This window comes from Streptosporangium lutulentum (assembly GCF_030811455.1).
GTDB lineage: Bacteria > Actinomycetota > Actinomycetes > Streptosporangiales > Streptosporangiaceae > Streptosporangium > Streptosporangium lutulentum.
This window is the reverse complement of record NZ_JAUSQU010000001.1, coordinates 6,803,483-6,829,609: the sequence shown is the minus strand read 5'-3', so window position 1 is coordinate 6,829,609 and position 26,127 is coordinate 6,803,483. Positions and strand designations below refer to the sequence as shown.

Annotated in this window: 29 protein-coding genes and 1 tRNA gene; 23 read left to right on the top strand and 7 right to left on the bottom strand. The window is 64.8% G+C overall.

Annotated features, from left to right (window positions below; all coding sequences use genetic code 11):
* Positions 1-221 precede the first annotated feature (221 nt).
* Positions 222-2,576 carry a P-loop ATPase, Sll1717 family gene (locus tag J2853_RS30305; RefSeq protein ID WP_307563893.1) on the top strand — a complete coding sequence of 785 codons (2,355 nt, stop codon included), beginning with the start codon at positions 222-224 and terminating at the stop codon, positions 2,574-2,576.
* A 22-nt stretch (positions 2,577-2,598) separates the two neighbouring features.
* On the opposite strand, the gene J2853_RS30300 is transcribed toward J2853_RS30305, so the two are convergent.
* Together J2853_RS30300 and J2853_RS30295 are read right to left on the bottom strand one after the other, a co-directional pair.
* Entirely contained in the window at positions 2,599-3,489 is an 891-nt protein-coding gene (locus tag J2853_RS30300; protein WP_307563891.1) for a DUF4231 domain-containing protein, read from the bottom strand.
* A 419-nt stretch (positions 3,490-3,908) separates the two neighbouring features.
* The gene (locus tag J2853_RS30295; RefSeq protein WP_307563889.1) at positions 3,909-5,198 is read right to left on the bottom strand and encodes an NsdA family TPR-like regulatory protein; all 1,290 of its coding nucleotides are present in this window, start codon (positions 5,196-5,198) and stop codon (positions 3,909-3,911) included.
* A 349-nt stretch (positions 5,199-5,547) separates the two neighbouring features.
* Between J2853_RS30295 and J2853_RS30290 the strand changes: the two genes are divergently transcribed.
* The 9 genes from J2853_RS30290 to J2853_RS30250 all read left to right on the top strand — a co-directional run bounded on the left by J2853_RS30290 (position 5,548) and on the right by J2853_RS30250 (position 12,644).
* Positions 5,548-5,838, top strand: a complete 291-nt coding sequence (locus tag J2853_RS30290; RefSeq protein ID WP_307563887.1) for a hypothetical protein — start codon at positions 5,548-5,550, stop codon at positions 5,836-5,838.
* A gap of 261 nt (positions 5,839-6,099) precedes the next feature.
* A complete protein-coding gene (locus tag J2853_RS30285; RefSeq protein WP_307563885.1) occupies positions 6,100-6,831 on the top strand; it encodes a GntR family transcriptional regulator in 732 nt (243 codons plus the stop codon).
* Positions 6,832-6,943: 112 nt separating this feature from the next.
* The gene (locus tag J2853_RS30280; RefSeq protein ID WP_307563884.1) at positions 6,944-7,375 is read left to right on the top strand and encodes a plasmid replication, integration and excision activator; all 432 of its coding nucleotides are present in this window, start codon (positions 6,944-6,946) and stop codon (positions 7,373-7,375) included.
* Entirely contained in the window at positions 7,375-7,659 is a 285-nt protein-coding gene (locus J2853_RS30275; RefSeq protein WP_307563882.1) for a hypothetical protein, read from the top strand. Before J2853_RS30280 ends, J2853_RS30275 begins: the two co-directional genes overlap by 1 nt.
* A gap of 87 nt (positions 7,660-7,746) precedes the next feature.
* Positions 7,747-9,195 (top strand): FtsK/SpoIIIE domain-containing protein, encoded by a 1,449-nt coding sequence (locus J2853_RS30270; protein ID WP_307563880.1) that lies wholly within the window; start codon positions 7,747-7,749, stop codon positions 9,193-9,195.
* Positions 9,192-9,386 carry a hypothetical protein gene (locus tag J2853_RS30265; protein ID WP_307563878.1) on the top strand — a complete coding sequence of 65 codons (195 nt, stop codon included), beginning with the start codon at positions 9,192-9,194 and terminating at the stop codon, positions 9,384-9,386. Before J2853_RS30270 ends, J2853_RS30265 begins: the two co-directional genes overlap by 4 nt.
* Positions 9,383-11,110 carry a replication initiator gene (locus J2853_RS30260; RefSeq protein WP_370879361.1) on the top strand — a complete coding sequence of 576 codons (1,728 nt, stop codon included), beginning with the start codon at positions 9,383-9,385 and terminating at the stop codon, positions 11,108-11,110. The genes J2853_RS30265 and J2853_RS30260 overlap by 4 nt, the downstream gene beginning before the upstream one ends.
* 11 nt (positions 11,111-11,121) lie before the next feature.
* A complete protein-coding gene (locus tag J2853_RS30255; RefSeq protein ID WP_089212647.1) occupies positions 11,122-11,328 on the top strand; it encodes a helix-turn-helix domain-containing protein in 207 nt (68 codons plus the stop codon).
* Positions 11,328-12,644, top strand: coding sequence for a tyrosine-type recombinase/integrase (locus tag J2853_RS30250; RefSeq protein WP_307563876.1), 1,317 nt, complete (start codon positions 11,328-11,330; stop codon positions 12,642-12,644). The genes J2853_RS30255 and J2853_RS30250 overlap by 1 nt, the downstream gene beginning before the upstream one ends.
* A 102-nt stretch (positions 12,645-12,746) precedes the next feature.
* Here J2853_RS30250 and J2853_RS30245 read toward each other — a convergent pair.
* Together J2853_RS30245 and J2853_RS30240 are read right to left on the bottom strand one after the other, a co-directional pair.
* Positions 12,747-12,820: transfer RNA gene (locus J2853_RS30245), tRNA-Gly, on the bottom strand.
* A gap of 4 nt (positions 12,821-12,824) precedes the next feature.
* Positions 12,825-12,953 (bottom strand): hypothetical protein, encoded by a 129-nt coding sequence (locus J2853_RS30240; RefSeq protein ID WP_307563874.1) that lies wholly within the window; start codon positions 12,951-12,953, stop codon positions 12,825-12,827.
* On the opposite strand from J2853_RS30240, the gene dcd reads away from it, so the two are divergent.
* The 3 genes from dcd (at position 12,954) to J2853_RS30225 (ending at position 15,779) form a co-directional block, all read left to right on the top strand.
* Positions 12,954-13,529: a dCTP deaminase gene (dcd, locus tag J2853_RS30235; protein ID WP_307563872.1), complete on the top strand. Its 576-nt coding sequence runs from the start codon at positions 12,954-12,956 to the stop codon at positions 13,527-13,529.
* Between the two features lie 627 nt (positions 13,530-14,156).
* On the top strand, positions 14,157-14,774 hold the full coding sequence (locus J2853_RS30230; RefSeq protein WP_307563870.1) for a DUF47 domain-containing protein: 618 nt from the start codon (positions 14,157-14,159) through the stop codon (positions 14,772-14,774).
* On the top strand, positions 14,775-15,779 hold the full coding sequence (locus J2853_RS30225) for an inorganic phosphate transporter (RefSeq protein WP_307563868.1): 1,005 nt from the start codon (positions 14,775-14,777) through the stop codon (positions 15,777-15,779).
* 116 nt (positions 15,780-15,895) lie between these two features.
* Here the strand turns inward: J2853_RS30225 and mshD are convergent, their stop codons facing one another.
* Positions 15,896-16,885, bottom strand: coding sequence for a mycothiol synthase (gene mshD, locus J2853_RS30220; RefSeq protein WP_307563866.1), 990 nt, complete (start codon positions 16,883-16,885; stop codon positions 15,896-15,898).
* A gap of 131 nt (positions 16,886-17,016) precedes the next feature.
* Between mshD and J2853_RS30215 the strand changes: the two genes are divergently transcribed.
* Entirely contained in the window at positions 17,017-18,831 is a 1,815-nt protein-coding gene (locus tag J2853_RS30215) for a bifunctional metallophosphatase/5'-nucleotidase (protein ID WP_307563865.1), read from the top strand.
* A gap of 135 nt (positions 18,832-18,966) precedes the next feature.
* On the opposite strand, the gene J2853_RS30210 is transcribed toward J2853_RS30215, so the two are convergent.
* Entirely contained in the window at positions 18,967-19,680 is a 714-nt protein-coding gene (locus J2853_RS30210; RefSeq protein WP_307563863.1) for a winged helix-turn-helix transcriptional regulator, read from the bottom strand.
* Between the two features lie 204 nt (positions 19,681-19,884).
* On the opposite strand from J2853_RS30210, the gene J2853_RS30205 reads away from it, so the two are divergent.
* The 9 genes from J2853_RS30205 to J2853_RS30170 all read left to right on the top strand — a co-directional run bounded on the left by J2853_RS30205 (position 19,885) and on the right by J2853_RS30170 (position 25,114).
* Positions 19,885-20,136 (top strand): MoaD/ThiS family protein, encoded by a 252-nt coding sequence (locus tag J2853_RS30205; protein WP_307568879.1) that lies wholly within the window; start codon positions 19,885-19,887, stop codon positions 20,134-20,136.
* Positions 20,137-20,490: 354 nt separating this feature from the next.
* Positions 20,491-21,171, top strand: coding sequence for an LmeA family phospholipid-binding protein (locus tag J2853_RS30200; protein WP_307563861.1), 681 nt, complete (start codon positions 20,491-20,493; stop codon positions 21,169-21,171).
* Between the two features lie 8 nt (positions 21,172-21,179).
* Complete coding sequence (locus J2853_RS30195; RefSeq protein ID WP_442480519.1) at positions 21,180-21,731, top strand: sigma-70 family RNA polymerase sigma factor; 552 nt, start codon at positions 21,180-21,182, stop codon at positions 21,729-21,731.
* Entirely contained in the window at positions 21,728-22,585 is an 858-nt protein-coding gene (locus tag J2853_RS30190; protein WP_307563859.1) for an anti-sigma factor family protein, read from the top strand. Before J2853_RS30195 ends, J2853_RS30190 begins: the two co-directional genes overlap by 4 nt.
* A gap of 291 nt (positions 22,586-22,876) precedes the next feature.
* A complete protein-coding gene (locus tag J2853_RS30185) occupies positions 22,877-23,293 on the top strand; it encodes a TlpA family protein disulfide reductase (RefSeq protein ID WP_370879360.1) in 417 nt (138 codons plus the stop codon).
* Between the two features lie 118 nt (positions 23,294-23,411).
* Entirely contained in the window at positions 23,412-23,501 is a 90-nt protein-coding gene (locus J2853_RS47960) for an Ms5788A family Cys-rich leader peptide (RefSeq protein WP_370879359.1), read from the top strand.
* A 63-nt stretch (positions 23,502-23,564) separates the two neighbouring features.
* Positions 23,565-23,963, top strand: coding sequence for a DUF4395 domain-containing protein (locus J2853_RS30180; RefSeq protein WP_307563857.1), 399 nt, complete (start codon positions 23,565-23,567; stop codon positions 23,961-23,963).
* 15 nt (positions 23,964-23,978) lie between these two features.
* On the top strand, positions 23,979-24,818 hold the full coding sequence (locus J2853_RS30175) for a sulfurtransferase (protein WP_307563855.1): 840 nt from the start codon (positions 23,979-23,981) through the stop codon (positions 24,816-24,818).
* Positions 24,818-25,114 (top strand): DUF1416 domain-containing protein, encoded by a 297-nt coding sequence (locus J2853_RS30170; RefSeq protein WP_307563853.1) that lies wholly within the window; start codon positions 24,818-24,820, stop codon positions 25,112-25,114. Before J2853_RS30175 ends, J2853_RS30170 begins: the two co-directional genes overlap by 1 nt.
* 74 nt (positions 25,115-25,188) lie before the next feature.
* Here the strand turns inward: J2853_RS30170 and J2853_RS30165 are convergent, their stop codons facing one another.
* Positions 25,189-26,040 (bottom strand): DsbA family protein, encoded by an 852-nt coding sequence (locus J2853_RS30165; protein ID WP_307563851.1) that lies wholly within the window; start codon positions 26,038-26,040, stop codon positions 25,189-25,191.
* Positions 26,041-26,127: the final 87 nt, after the last annotated feature.

The following is a 26,127-nucleotide window of genomic DNA, read 5'->3' as shown; positions in this document are numbered from 1 at the left end:
CCCTAAGCTTCTTCGGCAATCAGCGAGGCATCCTTGGCCCCACAGGTACCAAAACGCGCAAATCTTCAAAAAGTGATATTTTGAAGACATTTTAGACATTGCTAGAAGATTAAGAAATGGGCTCATATAATCTGGCGCGTCCGCTTACTTCTCTCGAGGAGCCTGCACGGTGTCTGGGACCGTGAGTCGATCACGGATAAAGACTCCATGAAAGGGAAATTATGGACCGTCTTTTCTTTGGCTACAGCACGAAGCCCGAAGTCCTACGTGAGACGTTGGCCAGCGTTGCAGCACAACTATCCTCAAGCGATCTCGTAACTGAGTCTCTTACGTGGGAAGACCTTCAGGTAGATGGCCGACTCATCATAAATGAAGTCGAAAGCGCGATTGATAATTGCACAATTGGAATATTTGACCTGACCAGCATGAACCACAACGTTCTCTTTGAATTGGGCCTTGCGATTGGAAAAAGTAAGAAAGTTTTAATCGTGCGGGACTCTCAAGACAAAGATGCAGAGAAGAGATGGCGTGACTTTGCCCTCCTAACTACTACAGGATATATTGGCTACGCAAACTCGGAAGAGCTTACTTATAAAATAGCTTCTTCCATAGAAAAAGCCTCAACTCCACTTCTGGATGATTTGCTAGGTGGATCCTCCGAATCATACGAGGAATCGCGACTGCTATACATCCCCAGTGGAAAGCGAGACGAGCCATCACATATGCTCGATCGAACTCTCAAGCTATACAAAAAGTATTCAATTGAACAGCTTGATCTGTCCGAGTATGGTAGCGCCCCGTTAGCATGGTTTGCAGAAGAAGTGCATAAGTCGCATGCCGCTATTTTCCACCTAACTCCCTCGCGAGCCTATCTTGCTGAAATATGGAATCCGAGGGTGTCTCTTCTGGCGGGTTTGGCTCGAGGGCTCAGTAGGGACGTTCTCCTGGTAACCGAACGCCAGGAAGAGACTGCGATCGACTATCGAGACTTGGCGATTAGATACTCAGCAACACGAGAGATACGTAAGGGCATCGAGGCCTGGATGGAAAACATCCGCCTCCCTGATTCTCGACCGGCATCGAGAGTCCGGAAACATTTGTCGATGGGGCTAGAATCTCTACAATTCGGGAACCATGTTGCGGAATCCGATAAATCCGGACTCGATAGATATTTTGTAGAAACGCGAGATTACAAGGATGTTCTAGAAGCGCGAGCTGTAATTTTCAGTGGCCGAAAGGGAACTGGGAAAACGGCCAATATGCTACAGGCGGCTCAAACACTTCAGCAGGATGCTCGCAATCTCGTATGTGTTATAAAGCCTGCAAGTTATGAGCTGGATGGTCTCATTGAGATACTTCAAAAGCTAAATCCGAAGCATCTCGAAGACTATCTAATAGAGGGTTTCTGGAAATATCTCATCTATACCGAAATAGCCATACGTGCCATAGATGAGGCAGAACGAATGCCTGCCGGCATTGCTGTTGGGTCCCCACTAGATGATCTCCGAAGCTGTATTGAAGAGAAGCACGGCGGTCTCGAAGCGAGCTTCGCCGTGCGTCTCGATATTTTGACAGAATCACTGAAGGGCTGGCTCGATGCCGATCTAGCTGTTATTGGTGTGCAGAATGCTCGCAATCAAATCAACTCAGCACTATTCGGAGGCACGCTTAAAGAACTGCGGCGGCTTCTAGGCGCCGCTCTCGCGAGGCGAGAAAGAGTGGCTCTCTTGATCGACAACCTCGATAAGGCATGGGAAAATGGCGCAGACCTTGATCTGCTCTCTCGCCTGCTCCTGGGATTATTGTCTACGATTGGTCGAATAACAGACGAATTCCATCGCGAAAAGTCAGCCAAGAATCCAGTCAACGTGTCGCTCACTGTGTTTATTCGAAGCGATATTTTTGCGTATGTGCGCAACCATGCCAGAGAGCCTGATAAGATCGTTGTTTCGGAGATAGAATGGCGCGATAAGGATCTCCTAGCTCGAGTCCTTGAGGATAGATTCTGGGATTCTCGGAAAAAAGGCAGTCCAGAAGATCTGTGGACCATGCTATTTCAAAAAAAGATCCGCGGCATCGACTCCAAAGAATACGTACTGTCACGGGTGCAGCCTCGTCCTAGAGACCTAGTTTTTTTCGCGAATGCAGCTGTCAGTCGTGCCGCTAACGCTCGACATGCGCTCGTGACTGAGGAGGATGTCCTCGAAGCTGAGCGATCCTACAGCCTGTTCGCGTATGAGGCGCTCTTAGTGGAAGGGATTGCGGCATCGCTCGATCTTGAGCCTATACTTTTTGAGTTTGCAGGAGAACCTGCCATTCTAGAACTTGCCCAGATCAGAGAGCTCTTACAGTCCAACGCGAAAGATGAGAAAGCCATCGATTCCATCCTCAGTATTCTTCGTAGGCATGGATTCATTGGCATCGAGACTAGTCGAGGTGTTTTCGACTACTACGGAACGCCTGGAGAAATGCGGCGAGCAGAAGTCTTGGCGCGCAAATTGGAGAAATCTTCCGGAAAGCAAGCGCGATTTGAGATTCATCCAGCCTATCGCCCTTATCTAGAGATACGCGAATAGCTCAGGGCGCAGTGCGTTTGCTTTAGGCGAAGGGTCTCGATGCGCGCCACAAAGTATGCTCACGCGAGATGGCATCTTCGGCTGCGGCCACGTAAGTTGCCCAAGCCTCTTCAGAAAGAACCTTTGAAGCGCCTGTCTTGATGATGGCCAACTCATGATAAGCAACAGCGTATGCTGCTGCAAGTGCCTGATATTGTTTCGCTTGCACCCACGCTATCCCGCCAGCAGCTACCGCGGAGAGAATCCCCATGATATCGATCGGGAGCATTCCGGTAGCTCTAAGGATCGCCGCGATTAGTCCCGCTAGCTCTAGCATGAGCAATAACGTCACCCATATAGTCGCATGTTTGCGGTTCCATCTGGACCGTTGGCCGTACCAATCTATCTGATTATCAAGTCGTCCTTTTATGTAGTATCGCATGCGTTCTTTCAGGTGCAAGGCCCTAACCTTGCGCATATATTCAGTTATTTGATCCGATAGTCCTACGGTAGGGATTAGCTCTAGGCCGGGCAGGTCATTTGCAATCTCTCGGTATCTGCTTAGAAGATGGTCTTCTGCAGCTAGCTTGGGCTCTTTTATTCCTAGCGCCGCACCACCTACCATGAAACGCCACATTAGCGTTTTCGCTGACTCGGCAACAGCTCGCCCTTCATACCATAATTTCTCGGGCTTCGTCAGTGCGAGATATATTTCTGCGATAAGGGCTCCGGCGAATGCTACTGCAGATACTAACGCTAATACTTCAGTGCCCCCAACTCGCCAACTAGTTATCGCGGATGCTGCCGCTAAGGATAATAGGATCAACCTAGTTTTAGTAGCATGGAGGAACCGTCGTTGGCCGCTAGTTGATGCTGAGTCAGCAGCACGATACAGGGATGGCGTATCCTCTAATGAGGGGTTAAACTTGTTCAACTCTCACATCCCATTGATTGCTGGATTGCTTAGACCTCAGAAACGCCTTGCGTAGTAATCGAATCTCGGCTGTTACGGCTCTGGGCGCATTAGCGGAGAGCTTCATGTTGGATTGTGCTGTGGTCATGTTCTTCGGCGCAAGTCTTGGCAACTTGGCGTTGTTGTCCCCGATGCATCTGCAGCATGCCTTGGAAACTCCATGGCTTCCCGAGTGCGTGGGCAGTGCTGGCCGGCCGAAGAGCCGCAGCACGGCCAGCGACCGCCCGACGCGTGGGACACCGCAGGCGGCATGTGCCTTGGCGATGTGGAGAAGGTTCCCATCTGGCGATATGTGCTGTTATGTCCTGCTCCAGAATGCGCTTGGCATATCAGTCCTGGGACATGTTTGGCAGGTGCCGCTGGTGGTCGCTCTAAAGCGGTCAGCCAAGGAGCTCGGGACGGCGAGTGGTTAGGGCGCGGCGGGCGGTCACATAACGTTCGTGGAACTCCTCAGCGAGAGCTTCGCGACGGTAGCGCTGTCGGATGACGCGGTCCAGATCTGCGGCGCGGTTGACAAGGTCGGTGAGAGATTTGCGGTCGATGTCGAACGCTGTCATTCCCTGCTCTACGGCGGCGTCGAGATCGCCGCGTCGGGCATGGATGATGCCGAGGTCTATGTGAGCGTCGGCGACGCGCATGGGGGCGTTGGAGGTGCCGTCGGGGCGGGTGTGCATTTGGATCGTCTCAAGGGCATGTTCTTCGGCGCGGTCGTTGTCTTCGAGCCAGGTGTATGCCGTGGCGGCGTAGAAGACCCACTTGGCGTGGTCGAACACGAAGTGATGGTCAGGGTTTCCAGGGAGCGGGAGCTTGGCGAGGATGTCGGCTCCTCGACTGAGGGCCTTGTCGGCTTCGCGGCGGTCGCCGATGCGGGCCAGTCCGCGGGCCTCTTGCAGGGTGAGTTGGACCATGGCGCTGGACTGGCCGGCAGCGGCCTGGCCCATGCGGGCTGAGGCGACCACGTCTTCGTAGCGGCCTTCGACCAGGGCGAACCACGCCGACATCTCATAGGCCCAGCCCATGAGTTCACCGTGTCCGACCTGGCGACCCATCTCATAGGCTGCACGGCGGGCGGTCTCGGCCTCTTCGCGCTCGCCTAGGTCGTAATGGACACATCCCAGTAGCGCGGTCAGCCAGCCTGTGATGACCAGGAGTTCGCGGTGCTGGTCGAGGGTGACTCGACCGGCTAACAGCCGAGTGATCTGAGCCAGGCGTTTCTGGGTCCGGTCGCGCAACGTGGCGGCCGAAACGATGGGATAGGCGCGGCAGAGGAGATCGACAGCCTCGGCGAGAGCTTCAAGCGTTCCGTTGCCGACGTCGGACGCCTGGAGCTGCTGGGCGAGTTCCATGGTTCCGTACAGGTCGGCCTCGGCCCGGAGTGCGTCCATGGGCATCGCCGTGGCCTCAATGAGGCGGCTCTGACCACGCCGGTTTTGGCGAAATCCCAGTGCTTCGGGTTGCATGCCGGTCAACTGCATCAGCGCAAGCCGGTAGGACGTGTGCGGCCAGGAGACCTCGCCCGCCTCCCAACGCCTGATGCGCTCCTCGTCGCATGTCAGCCGTTCGGCGATACCAATCGCAGTGGCGTTGACCCGGACGGCCATATCGGCACGCGTCAGATAGTGCTCGTTCCGCCACGCCCGGAGTTGGACGTTGGGGATGTTATCGGGCATCTGGGGGCCTTCCTCCCGGCTGGGGGCTCAAGAGGGGGGAATGAGGGGGGCCTTTCGGGGGTCCTGCCGTTCGTGGTTTGCCGGTGGACTTGCCATCAAGCAACCACGGTACGTCAGCCCGCCTTCCGCCGCAGGGAGCGCGGATCACATTCGAGGAGATGGCGACGGTGACCCGGCCAGAGGAGACCAGCGAGACACGCCCCTGCCCTGCCTGTCGGGGACGTGGAACCAAGCTGCGCAGCTCGCGCCGTGCCCTTTTCCTCGGCGAGAGCGGCAGTGATCCCGAGACGTATGGAGAACAGGAATGTCTCGACTGCCTCGCAAGCGGCCGGGCCGAAGGGAACGTGAGATGAATCCGATCATGCAAGCCGCCGCAGCCCGCTTGTACGAGCAACAGCAGCAAAACGACGCCCTCGCCCTCACCTTGCTGCGGGAGGCGCTGGTGCGGCTCGGGGTGCGCGCTGAGCTGCGTGACAACGACAGCGCGCTGATGATTCCCCGGCCCGGTGTTGGTCTGCCGGTGTGGGTGTTCGTCGGCTACGGCGGCACCTTCTACTCCTGGCAGTCCGCCGAGAAGCGGCACCCGGTGAATGACGTGGCGGGCGCGGCTCAGGTCTTGGCCGATTACATCGGCCGATAGACGGGCGTGGCGAGGCGGTGTCCTCCGGCGCGGAGGGGCGCCAGGGAGCATTACCTCTGCCTCGTCACGCTCTTCACCTCCCGGCAGGCAGCAGAGCCGACGTATGCGGCCCACCCCCGTACCCATACGTCCTTCTTCCCGCTCGCTGCCTGCCGGGCTCTGTTCTGTATGGCCTTCCTGTCCTGCGTCGCGTGACAGGTGGGGGAAGCCAAGTTACGCTCTAGCTTGGTAAAACAACCTGTCGGGTGATGGACGGTCGTAATGTCACTAGAGTCCGTGCCGCCGAAGTATGCCCAGCTTGTCCAGGCCCTTCAACGGCGCATCGAGTCGGGGGACTACCCTCCGGGCTCGCTCCTGCCCAGCGAGAACCAGCTGATCAACGAGTTCGGCGTCTCCCGGCCCACCGTGGTCGCCGCACTACGCGTACTGCGCGAACAAGGCTGGATCGACTCCCAGCAGGGCAAGGGCCGCTTCGTCCGCGGACGCCCGGCGATGACCACGATGGAACAACCCCGCCCCGGACAGGCATACCTGACCGGCGCCGAGACCCGCTCTACGGGTGAGGTACTGGAAGCTGCGGCACTGGCCGCACCCAACCGGATCGCCGCTCTCCTCGGCATCGCCCCGAAGAGCAAGGCATTCCTGCGCCGGCGTCTGGTCAGCCGTGATGGCGAACCGGCTGAGATCGTTTCGGTGTGGTTGCCGCTGGAGCTGTCGGAGGGCACCGACCTGACCAGCGCGGAACCGCTGCCCGAGGGGTTGGGGGAGCATCTGCGCTCGCGTAAGGGGGTGCGCTTCGATCACATCGTGGAACAGATCACCGCGCGCATGCCTACCCCCGAGGAGATCAAGCGGCTCGGCATGCCGAAGAACGTCCCGCTGCTGGGCGTCTATGCGGCGGTGCGCGATGCGGCCGGCCACGCCCTGGTCGTCGTCGAGGTGCTGCTTCCGGCCGATCGCCACGAGTTGGAGGATGCCTATCCGATCGGTTAGGTCAGTCTCACCCTCTGAGTCCGCTTAGGCACTTGACCTATCAAGCGGGCTCTCTTATTCTCAAATCACTTGATAGGTCAAGTGCCTGTCAGTCAACAAGAGGAGTGCCATCATGGCTCTACAAGGACCCATCCCCGTCACCTTCGACATGGTCTTCCCCCACGGCTGCTACATCGTCGGCGAAGTCGAACCGGTCAAGGACTTCGACGCCTCCACCAACGGCCGCTTCGTTCAGTCCCGCGACAAGTCCACCGGCGAGCCGATGTGGCAGGTCGCTGTCATGGACGCCGACCCCACCGTCAAGCCCGGACAGAAAACCGTCGCCGTCAAGATCCTCACCCCGGTTCAGCCGGTGCCGCCGGCCCCGATGCCGGGCCTGCCCTTCACCCCGGTCGAGTTCGACCACATCACCGTCACCCCCTACGTCAACGGCACTGGACGCCTGGCCTACTCCATCAAGGTCCGCGCGATGCGCGCCCCCCGCACCGGCTCCGGTGCCGCACCTGCCAAGACCCCCGCTACCGCTGGAAAGGACGTCGCCTAATGACGCGTCGTAGAACCCACCGCATCAGCACCATCAGCCTGAACACCGGCCGTGGCGCCCGCGCCACCAACCACCCCTACCCGTCACGCACCCCGGTCCTGGCGCTCGATTTCGGCGCCCTCTCGGTCCTGGTCACCACCACCGCCGGCGACCTGGTCACCGCCTCCGATGTCGCTTTCGCCCGCCAGCTCGCCCACGAGGCCGACCAGTTTGCCCGCTCGGTCGAGAGCAAGTTCACTACCTCGCCCCAGACCAGCAAGCCCGACCAGGGCAAAGCGGCCTGACAAGCAAGCGGGGCCGCTGGAACTGGCATTCCGGCGGCCCCTCAGTTCTCCCTCACACGCAAATCCAAGGAAGAAGGCTCAAGCCTAATGTTCAAAAAACTGCCTGGAGACGAGGCGCAACACCTCGTCTCCACCACCCCCGACACCGCTGTGGTGTTTCGCCCGGCCGTGGTCCAGACCCCGGCGATCATCACCATCGTCATCTTCGCCTGGCGACTGCTGGCCGGCCTCGTACGGCTACTCTGGCGCCACCCGATCGCCTCGGCCGCCATCGCCGCCCCCTGCGCGCTGGCCTGGCTGGTCGGCTGGCAATGGGGCGTGGCTCTGGTCGTCCTGGCGCTCGTCGGCCTCACCGCCTGGCGCGTGGCCGACCGTCCCTCATTCCTGCGGCTGGTCGGCTGGCGGCTGCTGGCCTGGTGGCGGCTCACCTGGATCTACCGGCGGCACTGGCAACCGGTGATGTTCATCTCCGGCCTCGGCCGCCACCTCAAGGGCCGCGACTACCTGCCCCACCTCGTCGGTGTCCGGTGCACCTCCTGGGCCGACCTGGTCACGGTGAAGATGCTCACCGGCCAATCAGTCACCGACTGGTCCGACCGCATCGAGAACCTCGCCCACGGGTTCGGCGCGACCTCCTGCCGGGTCACCGTCGCTCGGCCGGGCCGCCTGCTGCTGGCCTTTCCCCGGCGTGATCCGCTGGCCGTCCCCTTACCGGCCCTGCCGATTCCCGCGGTGGCCTCGGTCGGGCCGGTCGAGATCGGCAAGCGCGAGGACGGCACCCCGTGGCGGCTCAAAGTCCACGGCACGCACGTTCTGGTCGCCGGGGCTACCGGGGCGGGCAAGGGCTCAATCATCTGGTCGGCCATCCGGGGCCTGCTGCCTGCGATGCGCGCGGGCCTGGTCCAGATCTGGGCACTGGATCCCAAGCTGATGGAGCTGTCCTTCGGCCGTGACCTGTTCGACCGCTACGCCGCCGATCCGGCCGCCTGCGCCGACCTTCTGGAAGACGCGGTCAAGGTCATGCAAGAGCGGGCGGGCCGCTTCGCCGGCATCCAACGCAACCACATCCCCACCGTGGATGATCCGTTCGTCCTGGTGGTGGTCGACGAGGTGGCGTTCCTAACCGCCTACCAATCCGACAAGGGCCTCAAGGTCCGTATCTCGGCCGCGTTGGCCACGCTCACCACCCAAGGGCGCGCGGTCGGGGTCGGCGTGCTGGCCGCTCTCCAGGACCCGCGAAAAGACGTGCTGAGCATCCGCAACCTGTTCCCCGACAAGATCGCGCTACGGCTGGATGAGTCCGAACAGGTGGACATGGTCCTCGGCGACGGCGCACGCGATAGGGGAGCGCTGGCCGACCTGATCTCCCCTCAGCCGGACCTCGGCGCGGGCATCGCCTACGCCCGGTTGGAGACCTCGCCGGAGCCGATGCGCGCCCGTGCCAGCTACGTCTCCGACGCCGACATCCGCGCCATGGCCGCCGCCTTCACCGCGAACACCCTGCCCTTACCGCTGACGGGTGAGGTGGCCCGATGAAGATCATCATTCAGGGCACCCTCGCCGAGATCGACGCGATCCCCTTCCGCCTGCTCGACACCCTGTCCGACTCCCCGGCGCGCTTTGAGCTGGTGCTCTCCAACCTGGTCAACATCCGGCTCCGCCGCGACCCCTACAGCCCCTCCTACCGATTCACCGCCGACGTGCTCACCGCAGAGGAGGCCATGTGACCGACATCCCCACCCACCCATCCACCCCCGCGGCCGAGATCCCGGCAGACGCCTCCGACCGCACGCTTCCCCGCCTGGTCCGTGACACCCTGCCCCTGGCGCTGGATGTGGCGATCGAGGTCGCCAAACTCAACGGCGTCTGCATCCGCCCCATCGAACTACGGCGCCTCGACGTCCACACCGGCCAGAGCGAGTCATTCGACGTCCCATGCGGGGCCACCCAAGAAGCCAAGTGCCCGCCGTGCGCCAAGCGCAACCGGCAACTCCGGATGGCCCAATGCCGCGAGGGCTGGCACCTGGAAGCCGAACCCGTCGCCGAACCGAACCCCTCCACCGAAGAGCAACAGTGGCTGATCGAGTTCCGCGCCGACGTGCAGGCCAAGCGCGATGAGGCCGAACGCGACGGTCACGGCGAAGAGGTCGCCGACTGGGACGAGGCGATCGTGGGCATCGATGCGGAGATCAACGCCTCCGGGATACGCGGCAACGTCCTGGGCGGCCGGAGTGCTCCCAAGCGCTCGCGCTCCACCCGGCGTCGCCAAGATGCCCCGGACCTGCCCAAGCGCGCCAAGCAGGACACCACCCTCGGGCGCACGTTCAGCGCTCCTGATGGCAGGGTGTATCGGCCGTCGCTGTTCGTCACCCTCACCCTTCCCTCCTACGGCCGGATCCGCTCCGGTCAGGGGGTGCCGGTCGATCCGAGCACCTATGACTACGCGGCGGCGGCTCGGGACGCGCTGCACTTCTCCAAGCTCGTCGACCGGTTCGTGCAAAACCTCCGGCGGGTGGCCGGCTACGACGTGCAGTACTTCGCCACCGTGGAACCACAGAAGAGGTTCGCGCCGCATCTGCACATGGCGATCCGCGGGACGCTGCCCCGTGCGGAGATCAAGGCCATCGCCGCCGCGACCTACCACCAGGTGTGGTGGCCTGCCGTGGATGAGGTCCGCTTCGACGGCGATCACCTGCCGGTCTGGGCCGAACGGGCCGACCTCGGCGATGGGGCCGCTTACCTGGATGGGCAGAGCGGTGACTACCTCGACCCGGCCACCGGTGAACTCCTGGCCACCTGGGATGAGGCGCTCGACCAGCTCGACGCCGACGAGACGGCCGAACCGCTGCACGTGCTGCGCTTCGGCGCCCAGGTCGATGTTCAGGGCATCGTCGCCGGGTCCCCGGATGCTCACAAGCGCGTCAGCTACCTGACCAAGTACCTGACCAAGTCCCTCGGCGACACCCTCGACGCTGATGACCGTGTTCGCCGCGACCATGCCGCCCGGATGGTGGAGGCGCTGCGCTACGAACCGTGCTCGCCGACGTGTGCCAACTGGCTGCGCTACGGGGTGCAGCCCAAGGGCGCCAAAGCCGGGATGATGCCGGGCCGGTGCAAGGGCAAGGCGCACAAGCCCGAGCACCTCGGCTACGCCGGACGCCGCGTCCTGGTCTCGCGCAAGTGGTCGAACAAGACCTTGCGCGAGCACAAGCAAGATCGCCGTGCCTGGGTGCTCGACATGCTCGGCCTGCCCGATGAGACGGCCACTGACCCACACCGTTACCTCTGGCGGCCGGTCTCCACTTCCGACCCGACTCGGACCCCGCTGGCCAAACGCCTGCTGCGCGGCGTCGCCAACCGCCACCGCACCCGTGCGCGACTGGCCGAACTCCAAGCCAGAGCAGACGGAAGACCCACCCCAGATCTTTCGGCAACGTCACTGGCCGCCTGACAGGAGAACGCATGGACGAACTACTCAAGGCCCATGAGGCCGCCGCACTGCTCCACACCTCGGAGCGCTTCATCCGCCGACTGATCGCGGAACGCCGGATCGAGTTCGTGAAGATCGGCCGTCACGTCCGCATCCGGGAGTCCGCACTACTCGCTTTCGTCGCCGCAGGGACGGTCGAACCCCTGGCGGCTTCCGACATCACTGGGAGGGCGGCCTGATGGCCAACAGAGACGGTCACCGACGTTTCGGCAACATCCGCAAGCGCGAGTCCGGCCGCTACCAGATCCGCTATCCCGGTCCAGATGGGCTGATGCGCAGCGGTACCGAGACCTACGAACGCAAGTCCGACGCAGAGCGGGCGCTGTTGTTGATCGAGGCGCAGATCATCCGGGGCGAGTGGACCGACCCGGAACGCGGCAAGGTCAAGTTCAAGGACTATGCCGAGACGTGGATCTCCCAGCGTCCCGGCCTCCGGCCGCGCACGGTCGATCTCTATCGCTGGCTCCTTAAGAAACACATCACCCCGTATCTCGGCAACACCGCAGTCGGGAAGATTTCCACCGCGATGGTTCGGCAGTGGCGAGCCGACCTGCTCGGCAACGGGGTTTCAGTCAGCGTGGCGTCTAAGGCGTATCGCCTGCTGCGGGCCGTGCTGATGACGGCGGTCGAAGAGGATCACATCATCTCGCGCAACCCGTGCCGGATCCGCGGGGCCGGCGACGAGCACGCCCAGGAGCGCCCGGTGCTCACCGTGGCTCAGGTCTTCGAGCTGGCCGACCTGGTGGGCCGTCGTCCGGTCGGCAACGTCCGCAAGCTCAAAGACAACGCCTACCGGCTGCGCTTTCAGCGGTACGGCGAGATGCGCACCCATCCCGAGGTCTTCACTGGTCGTGCCGACGCCGAAAGGGCGCTGTGGAAGATGGGGACGGACGGGCGGGCCGACTGCACCCATGACCGGCGCTTCCGCGCCCTGGTGTTGCTGGCCACCTTCGCCAGTCTGCGATGGGGTGAGGTGAGTGCGCTGCGCCGTACAGACGTCGACCTTGATGCGGGAACAGTACGTATCCGAGTTGCCTACGTTGAACGCTCGACCGGTGGTCTGGTTCTTGGTCCGCTCAAGTCCAAAGCCGGTCGGCGCGTGGTCGGCATTCCCAAGGACATCGTTTCGGCGCTGCGCGAGCACATCGCCACCTACGTTCAGGACGAGCCGGGCGCGTTGCTGTTCCCCGGTGCCAAGGGCGGGCCACTACGACGGAGTGGCTTCAACACCCGCACGCGGTGGGTGGACGTGGTTAAGGAGATGGGCATGCCAGGTCTGCACTTTCACGACCTTCGGCACACAGGCAACATGCTCGCCGCCGAGTCGGGCGCAGGGCTCAAGGACCTGATGGCCAGGATGGGGCACGACAACGTGCGCGCCGCGATGATCTATCAGCACGCCGTACGGGGTGCCGACCGGGCGATCACAGACGCGATCGACAGGCAGCTGACGAAGCGGAACGACGGCGACGCCGATGAGGTGCCCGCAGGATGATCGCGGAGCTAATGGCCCGCTAATGGCCCGAGAAGATCGAACAGTCCGAGAAACGATTAAGGCCCGGCTCCGGAAGTTATCCGTGACCTGGGCCTTAAAGATTGGAGCGGGTGACGGGAATCGAACCCGCGCTGTCAGCTTGGGAAGCTGATGTTCTGCCATTGAACTACACCCGCAGCGTTATGTCGCGACACCACTGTAGCGGAAACCGAGCCCCTCGTCGTCCACGGGGCCGAAGATCGGCAACCTGCCGAGCAGGGGCGCCGGCGGCTGCCCGGGGATGTGGCGTTGGTTGGTAGGTTGCTTCACGTGCTGCTTTCCGATCGTGACATCCTTGCCGAGATCGAATCCGGGAGGGTCAAAATTGATCCTTTTCAACCGGAGATGGTGCAACCGTCCAGCATCGATATCCGCCTGGACCGCTACTTCAGGGTCTTCGAGAACCATCGATACCCGCACATCGATCCGGCGATCGAGCAGCCTGATCTCACGCGGCTGGTCGAGCCGGAGAAGGACGAGCCGTTCATCCTCCACCCGGGAGAGTTCGTCCTGGCCAGCACGTACGAGGTGGTCGGCCTTCCCGATGACATCGCGTCGAGGCTGGAGGGGAAGAGTTCGCTCGGCAGGCTCGGTCTGCTCACCCACTCCACGGCAGGCTTCATCGACCCGGGCTTCAACGGGCATGTGACTCTCGAACTCTCCAACGTCGCGACACTGCCGATCAAGCTCTGGCCCGGCATGAAGATCGGGCAGCTCTGCATGTTCAGGCTCAGCTCGCCCGCCGAGCATCCCTACGGCTCCGAGAAGTACGGCTCGCGCTACCAGGGGCAGCGGGGGCCGACGCCGAGCCGTTCCTATCTGAACTTTCACCAGACCCGGATCTGAGGCCGCTCATCGGGTGAACGAGGCCGCCTCACTCCGAGGCGGACAGGCTCACTCCGAGGCGGACAGGCTCACTCCGAGGTGGACCGGCGAGACATCCCCGGATCGACCATTGACACCCCGGCGCCGGACGGGACCCGACGCAAGCCCCCGAGGCGGGAGACACCTCAAGGAGCCACCTCGGGAAGGAGACACCTCGGGGCACGCCTCAGGGTGACCCCGCCTCAGGACGATCGCGAGCGACGGCCTCCGCGCCGATTCGGTGGATCGTCATGGCGGATGTCACCGTGACCGTCCCCGGATTCCGAATCCGTCCGTGATCTCACGTCAATGGATTTCGGGCGGTACGGTCGACGGCGCCGGAGCTTGAGGGCGGGGCGAGTGCCTCGACCCGGACGTCCCCCCGGGGGGAGAGTCCCATACGTGACCTGTCTTCGGCATAATGTGGCCGAAAACGAGCAAAAACGGTCATCGGGAAGATGCCCTCAAGACTCCCTCAAACCGAAGGTCGCTGGGTATACGCCAGGTGGCGACTAGTGGAAGAGTGTGTGTCGAGCGGGTGAAGTTCGCATTTCCGCTGGTAACCCGTACCCTTCTCTGCGGACCATCCCCGCACATCTGGAGAACGACGTGCGCCTGCGTCTCACGCCTAGTGAGGACAGCTACTACGACTTGTTCGCTGATTCGGCGAACAACCTCGTCACAGCGTCCCGTCTGCTGGTCGAGATCATCAGTGACGGATCGGACAGGGAAGCCCTGGCCGAGAAGATGCGCGCTTGTGAGCACACCGGCGACGAACGCACTCACGCGATCATGAACCGGCTCAACGAGAGCTTCATCACGCCTTTCGACCGCGAAGACATCTACCGTCTCGCGTCGAACCTCGACGACGTGATGGATTACATGGAGGCGGCCGCCGACCTCATCGTCCTGTACCAGATCGACCACCTTCCCAAGGAGGTCATCCGACAGGTCGAGGTGCTGGAACGCGCCGCCGAGCTGACCGCCGAGGCCATGCCCCGGCTGCGCTCGATGAAGAACCTGAACGAGTACTGGATCGAGATCAATCGACTGGAGAACCAGGCCGACCAGGTCTACCGCCGCCTTCTCGCCAAGCTCTTCGGCGGGGAGTACGACGCGTTGACCGTGCTCAAGATGAAGGAGGTCATCGATCAGCTGGAGATGGCCGCCGACGCCTTCGAGCACGTGGCCAACACGATCGAGTCGATCGCGGTCAAGGAAAGTTAAGTGGATCTTTCACTTGCACTTGTCATCGGCGTGGTGGTCGTGGCGCTGGTCTTCGACTACACCAACGGTTTCCATGACGCCGCGAACGCGATCGCGACCTCCGTCTCGACGCGCGCGCTGACGCCCAGGGCCGCGCTCTTCATGGCCGCGGCGATGAACTTCCTGGGTGCCCATCTGGGTACGCAGGTGGCGGCGACCGTCGGCAAGGGCATCATCGACGCCCCGCAGGGCACCCACGGTCTGGTGATCGTCGGTGCCAGCCTCATCGGGGCGATCGTCTGGAACCTCGTCACCTGGTACTTCGGCCTTCCGTCCTCAAGCAGCCACGCGCTGATCGGCGGCCTGGTCGGGGCGGCGCTGGCCTCGTCGAGTGCCGTCCACTGGGACGGTGTGCTGGACAAGGTCGTCATCCCGATGATCCTGTCCCCGCTGATCGGCTTCACCCTGGCCGCGGTCATCATGATCGGCATCCTGTGGGGCTTCCGCCGGTCCCAGCCGTCGAAGACCAACCGCGGATTCCGTCACGCGCAGACGATCTCCGCCGCGGCCATGGCCCTCGGTCACGGCCTGCAGGACGCGCAGAAGACCATGGGTGTGATCTTCCTGGCGCTCGTGGTCGGGGGGTACCAGAACGACGGCGATCCGATTCCGCAGTGGGTCATCCTCTCGGCCGCGACGGCGATCTCGCTGGGCACCTACGCGGGTGGCTGGCGGATCATGCGGACCCTCGGCCGCCGGATCATCGCGCTCACGCCTCCGCAGGGGTTCGCCGCGGAGGCCGCCGCGGCGACCGTGCTCTACACCGCGGCCATCGGCTTCGGCGCACCCATCTCCACCACCCACACGATCACCAGCGCGATCATGGGCGTAGGCGCGACCAAGCGTCTGTCGGCCGTGCGCTGGGGTGTCGCGGGCAACATCGTGACCGCCTGGATCCTCACGATCCCGGCCGCCGCGCTGGTCGCCGCGCTGTCCTACTACGCGCTCCACTGGATGGTCGAGTAACCGTCGCGGGATCCACGGCGTTCCATCGGGCCGCCGGGAACCCGCGTTCGGCCGAATGATCGAAGAACGCCGGTCGGGACCGTTCCGACCGGCGTTCTCCCATCGACGGCAGACCTCTACTTGCGATACATGATGTCGACGTCCCACTGGGTGAAGCCCAGCCCCTCGTAGAGGCGGATCGCCGCGGTGTTGCTCTCGTCCACGTACAGCATCACCTGGGCCAGGCCCCGCGAACGCAGGTGGGCCAGGCCCGCGAGGGTGAGCGACTTGCCCAGCCCGCCTCCCTGCTCCGCGGGATCCACGCCGACCACGTAGACCTCGCCGATCGGCTCGTGCCCGTGGTCGCCGTTCCCGTGAACCTTGGTCCAGTGGAAACCGACCAGCCGGCTCCCGGCCGTCGCCGTGCCGCCGTCCGCGCCGGGTGCTCCCGGCGGGCCGTCGCCGTCGGATCCGGCCCGCAGATCGGCGAGGGCCTGCCGATCGGCGAGGAAGAACCCCGCCGGGTCGAACCACGGCTCCTGCTCGCGCCGCTTCAGATCCTCCAGCGTCCACGCGCCCTGCTCCGGGTGATGGGCGAAGGCCTTGGCGTTGAGCGCGACCCAGGCCTCCTCGTCGGAGGATCCGGGCTCGAACGTGCGCAGCCGTACCCCCTCGGGGAGGGTGAAGTCGGGAATCGGGGAGAACAGCGAACGGCGCATCTGCCAGAGCGACCTGACCTTGGCGAACCCCGCCGACGCGGCGAGCGCCTCGGCGCCGGCGTGTCCGCCGTGCGCCCAGAGGCGCAGGTGCCCGCCCGTCCGATCCAGTACGGCCCGCAGCAGGTCGCGCCCGTGACCCCGTCCGCGGAAGGCGGGGTGGATCACCAGTTCCCCGCTCGGGCCCTCGACCGGGTCGGTCGGGTCCACGTGCGCGTAGCCCACGAGGTCCTCCCCGGAGTACAGGAGTACGGCGCCCGCCCGCTCGTCGCCGCCGTAACGTAGGTGGAGCATCACGTGTTCGTTGAGTGGCCGGACCCCGTCGGCTTCCGTGGCGGCCTCGACCACCGCGAGGACGGCGGTCACCTCTTGTTCGCCGAGTCGTCCTCTGTGTTCCACACGCACGTTCATGTTCTGGACTCTAAGGGGACTTTCGGTTCGGCGAATCACCGGGGACTGGCAAAATCCGCCAGCTTCTGGGCGGATGAATCGTTATCTCTAAGACACTCTCTGCATAGATAGTGACCCTAGTGTCATGGTTCATGATGTCTCGTTCCTTCCAGCGGTTGGCTATGGCCGGCGTTCTCGCCGGGGCCTGCTCGATGCTCCTCATCGGGACGGCCGAAGCGGGTAACAAGCCCTCCAAGCCTTCCAAGCCCGCCAAGACGGTGCCGGTCCGGCTGCTCTCCCTCAACGACTTCCACGGCAACCTGGAGCCGCCGACGGGTTCGTCCGGCCGTATGGTCGATGAGACCGGTACCACCGTGGACGCGGGCGGCGCCGCCTACGTCGCCACGCACCTCAAGCAGATGTCGGACAAGAACACGCTGAAGGTCGCCCAGGGCGACCTGATCGGCGCCTCCCCGCTGATCTCCGCGGCCTACCACGACGAGCCGTCGGTGGAGTTCCTCGGCAAGGTCGGCGTCACCGCCTCGGCCGTGGGCAACCACGAGTTCGACGAGGGCTACACCGAGCTGAAGCGCATCATGAACGGCGGCTGCCACCCGGTGGACGGCTGCTCGCCCGCCGGCAAGTGGAAGGGCGCGCAGTACAGCTACCTCGGCGCGAACGTGCTCCTGAAGCGGCCGAACAACACCGCCGAGAAGGAGGCGCTCGACGCGCTCGGCGGCGGCCACACCGGCCAGCTGCGCAAGCTGCTGAAGGGCTACGGCATCCCGGCCCTGCCCCCGGTCGCCATCCGCTGGATGAACGGCGTGCCGATCGGCTTCATCGGCCTGGTCACCCAGACCACCCCGAACATCGTCACCTCCGAGGGCATCAAGGACCTGGAGTTCACCGACGAGGTCAAGGCCGCGAACGTCGCCTCCAAGCTCCTCCAGATCGTCGGCGTCAAGGCCCAGGTCGTGCTGGTGCACGAGGGCGACCAGGTCGCCGCGGGCCAGTCGCCCGACGCCTGCGCCGCCCAGCCGGGCGCGGGCAACCGGATCGCCACGCAGGTCGACGCCGAGATCGACATGGTCCTCAGCGGCCACTCCCACCAGGCCTACCTGTGCAAGGTGTCCGACCCCAAGGGCGGCACGCGCCTGTACAGCCAGGGCGGCTCGTTCGGCCGAGTGATCACCAAGGTCGACTTCCAGGTGGACGTCAAGACCCGCGACGTCGTGCGCTCCTCGGTCGTGGCCGACAACCAGGTCGTGACCCGGACCGTCACCCCGGACAAGGAGATCTCCGACTTCGTCGACTACTGGAAGGGCAAGGTCGCGTCGGTGGCCAACAAGCCGCTCGGCAAGATCACCGCTGACATCACCAGCAGCGGCGGCGCGTCCGGCGAGTCCTCCCTGGGCAACCTCATCGCCGACGGCCAGCTCGCGGCCACCAGGACCGGCGGCAACGCCCAGATCGCCCTGATGAACCCGGGCGGCGTGCGTGCCCCTCTCACCTACGCGGGTTCGCCTGCCCTCGAAGGCGACGGCGTGGTGACCTACGGCGAGGCCTTCACCGTGCAGCCGTTCAACAACCTCATGCAGGCCGTCACGCTGACCGGTGCGCAGCTCAAGACCGTTCTGGAGCAGCAGTTCACCGGCGGGCCCAACAACCAGGCCTTCACCAAGATCCTTCAGCCGTCGTCGAACTTCACCTACACCTACAGCACGAGTGCGCCGTGGGGTTCGAAGATCTCCAACATGAAGATCGACGGTGTCGCCGTGACGGACACCCAGAGCATCAGGGTCGCCGCCAACAACTTCCTCGTCGGCGGCGGTGACGCTTTCCTGGCCTTCCAGGGCGGCACCGACCTGTGGAGCGGACCGCTCGACATCGACGCCTTCGCCGCCTACTTCGCCGCGAACCCGTTGATCACGCCCCCGGTCCCCAACCACATCACCGTCGTCCCGTAGTCACCTCGTAGCCGAACACGTAAGGCCCACCGGATTCCTCCGGTGGGCCTTACGCCGTTTTTTGCGCGAACCATCTCCTGCGCGAAATTTGCTGCACATGATTTTGCGCAAATCTGAACGACTTTGGGGGTACGGCTAGCGCCGGACGGGCTCGCGCTCCTCGGCGGCCTCGTTGCCGCGCTCGGGAACGAACCGGTAGCCGACGTTGCGGACGGTGCCGATCAGCGCTTCGTACTCGGCGCCGAGCTTGGCACGGAGCCGCCGGACGTGGACGTCCACGGTCCGGGTGCCGCCGAAGTAGTCGTAGCCCCAGACCTCCTGGAGGAGCTGGGCCCGGGTGAAGACCCGGCCGGGGTGCTGCGCCAGATACTTCAGGAGCTCGAACTCCTTGAAGGTCAGATCCAGCGCGCGTCCGCGGAGCCGGGCGGTGTAGGTGGCCTCGTCGATCGACAGGTCGCCGTTGCGGATCTCGTCGGGGACCTCCTCGGCGGCGGACAGGTTGAGGCGGCCCACGGCCATCCGGAGTCGCGCCTCGACCTCCGCGGGCCCGGCGCTGTCGAGGATGACGTCGTCGACACCCCATTCGGCGGTCAGCCCGGCCAGGCCGCCCTCGGTGACGATCACCACCAGGGGACAGGCGACGCCCGTGGTGCGCAGCAGGCGGCACAGGCTCTTCGCCTGAGCGAGTTCGCGTCGCGCGTCCACCAGAATGGCGTCGGCGGGCGGAGCGTCGATCAGCGCGGACGCCTCCGCCGGCGCGACCCGTACCGAGTGCAGTAGCAGCCCCAACGCCGGGAGTACCTCAGTCGAGGGCTCCAGGGCGTTGGTGAGCAGCAGGAGATTGCTCACGATGCCTCCTTCCCGCGTTATGTCGGCGAGAGCCGTACAAACACGTAAGGACCCGGGGGCTACGTCGCCCAGGTCCCGTAGTAGGTGAGGATAGCCCACGAGGAGGAAGCGTCCATGAAGCGTCCACCTGGTGAACATGTTTCCCCGGCGGATTCGCCGTAATGATGTGGTAACTGTATGTGTTCGTAAGGAGTTGGTGTGCGTATGGCGACGGGCCTGATCCGTTACTGGGCGGCGGCGAAGGACGCGGCGGGTGTCGCGGAGGAGTCCTTCGAGGCGGCGACGCTGGCCGAGCTGACAGGCAAGGTCACGCTGGGCCGCGACGAGCTCGCCCGGGTGATGCGGCGGGCGTCGTTCCTCGTGAACGGTGATCCGGTGGGCACGCGGGCCCACGACACGATCGTCTTCGCGGACGGCGCGACGGTCGAGGTGCTTCCCCCCTTCGCGGGCGGCTGACCGCTGGCGCCCTCCCTGCGGGGCGGCACGCCGCGAGGCCCGGACGGGAGATCACCGAGGACCCGGACGGGAGATCACCGGGGAAGCCTGGCGGGAGATCGACGGGGAGCCGGTGCGCCGTGAGACCCGGACGGGAAGATCATCGCGGGAAATCGGCGCGCGGGGAGAGGCGGGCGGGAGACCATTGGGGGGAAAGGCGGGGGACTATCGGGGGAAAAGCGAGGAGAAAGTCGATAGATCAGACCCCTCATATGCGGGCAAGTGCTACCGGCGGCGCGGCGTTTCAGACAAGATTGCCAGGGGATGTGCTGCGGTGGCACCCAGGCTGAATCCGCAGAATGAACAGGGAGTCAGATGCGCAAGCTGGTCGCTTTCCTGATCCTGCTGCTCGTTCTCGGTGTGATCCTGGACAGGGTGGCGGTCGCCGGAGCGCAGCGGGAGATCGCCACGAGGGCGATGGCCGTGTACGACCTCGACACCCCGCCCGAGGTGACCATCGTCGGCGTCCCCTTCCTGACCCAGGCGATCGCCGGACGGTACGACGAGGTCAAGGTCGACGCGGGCGCGATGAGCGTCGCCGGGGTCCGCCTGTCCAGCGTCGACTTCACGCTGTACGGGATCACCGCGCCGCTGGAGGACCTGGTGCTCCGCGCCGACCAGCTGGACATGCGCGCCGAGCGCGTGGCGGGCACCGTGGTGATTCCCGTGGCGACGCTGAACCAGAAGGCGCCGCAGGGGATCAAGGTCGCGGTCGCCGGCGACGGGCTCAACGTCGACGGAGAGATCACCGTGCTGGGTCAGAAGGTGTCGGCGAAGGCCACCATGAAGATCGAGCTGGTCAAGGACGAGCTGCGGTTCACCCCGGAGAAGGTGACGCTGGGCGAGGGCATCCCCGTGCCGCAGCCGGAGCGGTTCATCGCCTACACGATCCCGATCAAGAACCTGCCCTTCGATCTCAAGGTCACCGGGGTGAAGGTCGTTCCGGAGGGCATCGAGGTCTCGGGCGAGGCCACCGATGTCCCGCTTCACAACTGAGGCGGCCCGTGGATGAACCGAGGCGCTTCACCGTACGTCGTGAGGATGTGAGCCAGGCCGGAACCGCCGACGAGCAGCTCGTGAGAGCGCTCTTCGACGAACACGGCGGGCCACTCTACGGCTATGTCCTGCGGCTGACGGGGGACCCGGGGAGAGCGGAGGATGTCGTGCAGGAGACGCTGCTGCGGGCCTGGCGGCATCCCGACGCGATCGGCGGCGGCTCCATCCGCGCATGGCTGTTCACAGTGGCCCGCAACCTTGTCGTCGACCAGCATCGGGCGCGAAGGTCGCGTCCCCCGGAGACGGGAGACGAGGCGCTCGCCGTGGTGCCCGCCGACGACGAGCTGGACCGCGCCGTGGAGTCGTGGGCGGTCGCCGAGGCGCTGGCCACCCTGCGGACCGAGCATCGCGAGGTGCTCGCCGAGGTCTACTACCAGGGGAAGTCGGTCAAGGAAGCCGCCGAGGCACTCGGCATCCCCGCCGGAACGGTGAAATCGCGCACGTATTACGCGCTTCGGGCGCTCAAGCTGGCGCTGGAGGAGCGGGGGCTCGCGCCATGATGATGACCTGTGAAGAAGTACGGATGTCGCTCGGGGTGTACGTGCTCGGCGCGCTGGAGCCGGACGAGTGCGTCCTGGTCGAGGCGCATCTCGCCGAGTGCGCCGACTGCCGGGCGGAGTTCGACGAGCTGACCGGGGTGTCCGCGTTCCTCGGCAAGGTGTCCGAGGGCGACGTGGCGCAGGTGGCCAGCCCGCCCCAGGTGGTGCTCGACCGGCTGCTCGGCGCCACGGTCAAGCGACGCCGGATGACCCGGGTGATGCTCTCTCTCGCGGCCTCGGTCCTGGTGGTCGGGCTCGGCGGGGGCATCTGGGCCGTGAACCGGCCCACGCACGAGGCCACGACGGCGTCCGCGTCCCAGTCGGCCGCCGCGAGCGCCGGCGAACCCTTCGCGGCGCAGCGCAAGTCCGACCTCGCCGCGCCACCCAGCCCCTCCGGATCGTCCACCTCCGACGCGGAGACCCTGATGGGCGCTCCGGAGGGGCCGGAGTCCGATGCCGCGCAGGGGTTCGGCGACCAGAAGCCCGGCGAGCTGAGGCCGGGGGATCTGAGGGTCGAGGGCGGGAGCGCGGACGGCTCCGTCCGCGCCACGGTGACCGCCCTGGCCGGAGAGGGAGGGACCAAGATCAAGGTCATGCTCTCCGGGGTGGCCAAGGGCACCCGCTGCCGGCTGGACGTGATCGGAATCGACGGGAGCAGGGAGAGGGCCGGAAACTGGATCGTCGACAAGGCCGCCTACGACGAGTCGGACGGCTTCGCCACCACCACGATGCGGCCGCGGGACATCTCCAGGTTCGAGATCGCCACCGCCGGAGGCCGGGTGCTGCTCTCGGTTCCCGCCCGTTCCGGGCATTGATCGAGAGGCCGTCCGCATATACGAGGCCGTCCGTGAACACGGGGCCGTCCGCGAACACGGGCCGTCCGTGAGCGCGGCGGACCGACGGCCCCGAACACGGGCCGCCCACGCACATGGGGCGTCCGCGGGCACTGCGGACCAAACGGCCCGAACGCGGGCCGCCCACGCACACGGGGCGTTCGCGAACACGGCGGACCGACGGCCCCGAACGCGGGCGGCGCGCGTGGGTGCGGGGCCGCTCGCGGACCCGCACGGGGAATGGCCGGCGGGGGCGGCGTGTTGTCGTGCTCTGTGACCGGTTTGATCGTGGTGGTCGTCACGCTCGTCGTGGCCACGCTCGTGGGCGTGGTGATGCGGCGCCGTAGCGGCGTGCCACGCGAGGTGAGGGGTGACGTGGAGCTGCTGACGTCCGGCGACATCCACGCCGAGCTCGGGGAACGGGCCACGCTCGTGCAGTTCTCCAGCGCCTTCTGCCAGCCGTGCCGGGCGACCCGGCGGGTCCTCGACGAGGTGACGAGGCTGGTGCCCGGGGTGGCGCACGTGGAGATCGACGCGGAGTCCCGCCTGGATCTGGTCCGGTCGCTGAACATTCTCCGGACTCCGACGGTCCTCGTCCTCGACGCGTCGGGACGTGTGGTGAAACGTGCCTCCGGCCAGCCGCGGAAGGCCGACGTGATCGGCGCCCTGGGCCTGGCGATCGGCGAATGAGCCGAGAATGAATAGGGTGTTCAGCGGGCGAGCGCGAGGCACCCTACCGTTGAATGAACAATTCTGTCTCAGAAATTGGACAGAGATGTGACAGGCGGCGGAGCGTCGGGGTAATGTCATGAGCATGAACTCCGGGACAGAGCTGCTGACGAAGCGGCGCGCGGTTGATTTCTGCCGCGTGGCCACCGCGCTCTGTCGCACTTCCTAAAGGGCGATCTCAAGCGGCCGTCGAGCCGCACCGATCTGCACAACCCTGCAGGAGCATCAAGCGATGCAAGCTGATCCCCGGGCTCTCCGTTTCGCCGCGGTCGTCACGACTGTCGTCCTCGCGCTCGTCCTGATCACAGGCAGCGCGTGGCTGCTCGCCGTTCAGGCCGTGGTGTTCGCACTGGGCCTTCTGGGTGCCTCGCCGTACGGGATGATCTTCAAAGGGATAGTGAAGAGCCCTCCCCGGGAATTAGAGGACGCCGCCCCGCCGCGCTTCGCGCAGGGGGTCGGACTCGCCTTCGCCCTGGTGGGTTTGGTCGGATATGTCGCACAAATCGCGCCGCTGGCTTACGGAGCCACCGCCGCGGCCCTCTTCGCCGCCTTTCTCAACGCCGCTTTCGGTTTCTGCCTCGGCTGCGAGATGTACTTGATCATTCGCCGCCTATTGCCCGCCGCAAGATAATTCCGGAGGATCTACATGAGCCGCTCTGCCGTCCTGGTCGACGCTGACTGGGTCGAGGCGAACCTCGACACCCCTGGTGTCGTTCTCGTCGAAGTGGACGAGGACGCCAGTGCCTACGACAAGGGCCACATCCGTGGCGCCGTGAAGATTGACTGGAAGCAGGACCTTCAAGACCCGGTCCGCCGTGACTTCGTGGACCGCGAGGGCTTCCAGGCGTTGCTGTCCGCCCGGGGCATCGGCAACGACGACACCGTGGTCCTCTACGGTGGCAACAACAACTGGTTCGCCGCCTACGCGTACTGGTACTTCAAGCTCTACGGCCACGACAACGTCAAGCTGCTCGACGGTGGCCGCAAGAAGTGGGAGCTCGAGTCCCGCGAGCTGGTCAAGGAGATCGCCGACCGGCCCGCGACGAGTTACAAGGCCAAGGACCAGGACCTGTCCATCCGCGCCTTCCGCGACGACGTCGTCGCCGCGATCGGCAAGCTCAACCTGGTCGACGTGCGCTCGCCCGACGAGTTCACCGGCAAGCTGCTCGCCCCCGCCCACCTTCCGCAGGAGGCGGCACAGCGCGGCGGTCACGTGCCCACGGCCCGCAACATCCCGTGGTCCAAGACCGCCAACGACGACGGCACCTTCAAGTCCGACGAGGACCTGAAGGCCCTTTACGAGTCCGAGGGCATCGACTTCGCCAAGGACACCATCGCCTACTGCCGCATCGGCGAGCGCTCGGCGCACTCATGGTTCGTGCTGCACGAGATTCTCGACCAGGCAAGCGTCAAGAACTACGACGGTTCATGGACCGAATACGGCTCGCTCGTCGGCGTGCCGATCGAACTTGGAGAGGCACGATAATGACTGACGGATGCGCTGCTCCAGAGCAGACGGTTGCCATTCCGGCCGGGATCGATCTTTCGAGCCAGGCCGTCATCCAGGGTGTGGTCTCCGGCACGGGCACGGCCTACGCCCGCCTGCTGGACCACGCCGGCGAGTTCACCGGCGAGGTCGTGGTGTCCGACGAGGGCATCTTCCGCTTCTTCGCCGCTCCCGGTGACTGGACCGTCCGTATCATCGCGGGCGGCGGCATCACCAAGGACATCCCCGCCCAGGCCCGCCTGGGCGAGGTCACCCAGCTCGCCGTGGCCGTCTGACCTGTGATTCACCGAAAGGACCGGTATCCCGTTCGCGGGGTGCCGGTCCTTTCGCGTGCCCGGCTCGCGGCCGGTCAGGAGACCTCGCTCTCGGCGCGCCGGAGCGCGTCGGCGTAGTCGGGGTCGGAGGACATGGCCGCCGCCATCCTCAGATGAGGCAGGGCCTCGGGGAGGCGGTTGGACCGCTGGAGGGTCCTGCCGAGCAGGAACCTGACGTAGTGGTCGCCGGGGGTGCGCTCCAGCAGAGACTCCAGCGTCTCCCTCGCCCGGCCGAGCTGGGCCGAGCCGAAGTAGGCGCGGGCGGCCAGCAGACGGACGGAGGGGTCGTCGCCGTGCTCGGCCAGCAACGGTCCCATGAGCCGCAGGGCGCCGAGGGGGTCCCGGGCCTCCAGCAGTGATTCGGCGTGACGCAGACGCGTGACCTCGTCGGGGAGCTCGCGCGCCGGGACGGCATGCCGTACCAGATCGGCCAGGACCTCGGGCGGCTGCGCCCCGGCGATCGCCGACTCGCCCACCACGAAGGTGGGTGAGGTGGTCACGCCGATGGCCTTGCCGCGCAGGAGCTGGTCGTGGACCTCGTCCGTTCCCTCTCCGGCGTCGAGTGCCTCGGCCATGCCGTCCAGGCCGGACTCGGCGGCGAGCGCCGCCAGGACGGCCCGATCGCCGATGTCCGCGCCGTCGACGAAGTACGCGTTCATGATCCGCTCGACGAGCGTGTTCTGCAGTTCGGGACCGCCTCGTTCGAGGGCGAGGGCGAGCACCCGGTGGGCGTCGAACGTGCCGGAGGGGGCGGGCGCGGCAGGGTCGAGGAGGTACGGACGCCAGACGACCTCCACGTCCTCGCCGAATTCGGCCTTCTCCAGACGCCGCTTGCCGATGTGAGCCCACGAGCAGACCACGTCGGCCCAGACTTCGATGCGCTTCATGACCGGTGTAACAAAATATGTGTCATTTCCATACCGCCGGAGCGTTCCGCGAGACCATGCGGTGTTTGACCATGATTCGTCACGGTG

What these genes read in the sequence shown, in the direction of transcription:
- J2853_RS30305 (WP_307563893.1), top strand. Translation starts at nt 222, where the DNA reads ATGGACCGTCTTTTCTTTGGCTACAGCACGAAGCCCGAAGTCCTACGT.
- J2853_RS30295 (WP_307563889.1), bottom strand. Translation starts at nt 5,198, where the DNA reads ATGCCCGATAACATCCCCAACGTCCAACTCCGGGCGTGGCGGAACGAG.
- J2853_RS30290 (WP_307563887.1), top strand. Translation starts at nt 5,548, where the DNA reads ATGAATCCGATCATGCAAGCCGCCGCAGCCCGCTTGTACGAGCAACAG.
- J2853_RS30285 (WP_307563885.1), top strand. Translation starts at nt 6,100, where the DNA reads ATGTCACTAGAGTCCGTGCCGCCGAAGTATGCCCAGCTTGTCCAGGCC.
- J2853_RS30280 (WP_307563884.1), top strand. Translation starts at nt 6,944, where the DNA reads ATGGCTCTACAAGGACCCATCCCCGTCACCTTCGACATGGTCTTCCCC.
- J2853_RS30275 (WP_307563882.1), top strand. Translation starts at nt 7,375, where the DNA reads ATGACGCGTCGTAGAACCCACCGCATCAGCACCATCAGCCTGAACACC.
- J2853_RS30270 (WP_307563880.1), top strand. Translation starts at nt 7,747, where the DNA reads ATGTTCAAAAAACTGCCTGGAGACGAGGCGCAACACCTCGTCTCCACC.
- J2853_RS30265 (WP_307563878.1), top strand. Translation starts at nt 9,192, where the DNA reads ATGAAGATCATCATTCAGGGCACCCTCGCCGAGATCGACGCGATCCCC.
- J2853_RS30255 (WP_089212647.1), top strand. Translation starts at nt 11,122, where the DNA reads ATGGACGAACTACTCAAGGCCCATGAGGCCGCCGCACTGCTCCACACC.
- J2853_RS30250 (WP_307563876.1), top strand. Translation starts at nt 11,328, where the DNA reads ATGGCCAACAGAGACGGTCACCGACGTTTCGGCAACATCCGCAAGCGC.
- mshD (WP_307563866.1), bottom strand. Translation starts at nt 16,885, where the DNA reads ATGAACGTGCGTGTGGAACACAGAGGACGACTCGGCGAACAAGAGGTG.
- J2853_RS30215 (WP_307563865.1), top strand. Translation starts at nt 17,017, where the DNA reads ATGATGTCTCGTTCCTTCCAGCGGTTGGCTATGGCCGGCGTTCTCGCC.
- J2853_RS30205 (WP_307568879.1), top strand. Translation starts at nt 19,885, where the DNA reads ATGGCGACGGGCCTGATCCGTTACTGGGCGGCGGCGAAGGACGCGGCG.
- J2853_RS30200 (WP_307563861.1), top strand. Translation starts at nt 20,491, where the DNA reads ATGCGCAAGCTGGTCGCTTTCCTGATCCTGCTGCTCGTTCTCGGTGTG.
- J2853_RS30190 (WP_307563859.1), top strand. Translation starts at nt 21,728, where the DNA reads ATGATGATGACCTGTGAAGAAGTACGGATGTCGCTCGGGGTGTACGTG.
- J2853_RS47960 (WP_370879359.1), top strand. Translation starts at nt 23,412, where the DNA reads ATGAGCATGAACTCCGGGACAGAGCTGCTGACGAAGCGGCGCGCGGTT.
- J2853_RS30180 (WP_307563857.1), top strand. Translation starts at nt 23,565, where the DNA reads ATGCAAGCTGATCCCCGGGCTCTCCGTTTCGCCGCGGTCGTCACGACT.
- J2853_RS30175 (WP_307563855.1), top strand. Translation starts at nt 23,979, where the DNA reads ATGAGCCGCTCTGCCGTCCTGGTCGACGCTGACTGGGTCGAGGCGAAC.
- J2853_RS30170 (WP_307563853.1), top strand. Translation starts at nt 24,818, where the DNA reads ATGACTGACGGATGCGCTGCTCCAGAGCAGACGGTTGCCATTCCGGCC.
- J2853_RS30165 (WP_307563851.1), bottom strand. Translation starts at nt 26,040, where the DNA reads ATGAAGCGCATCGAAGTCTGGGCCGACGTGGTCTGCTCGTGGGCTCAC.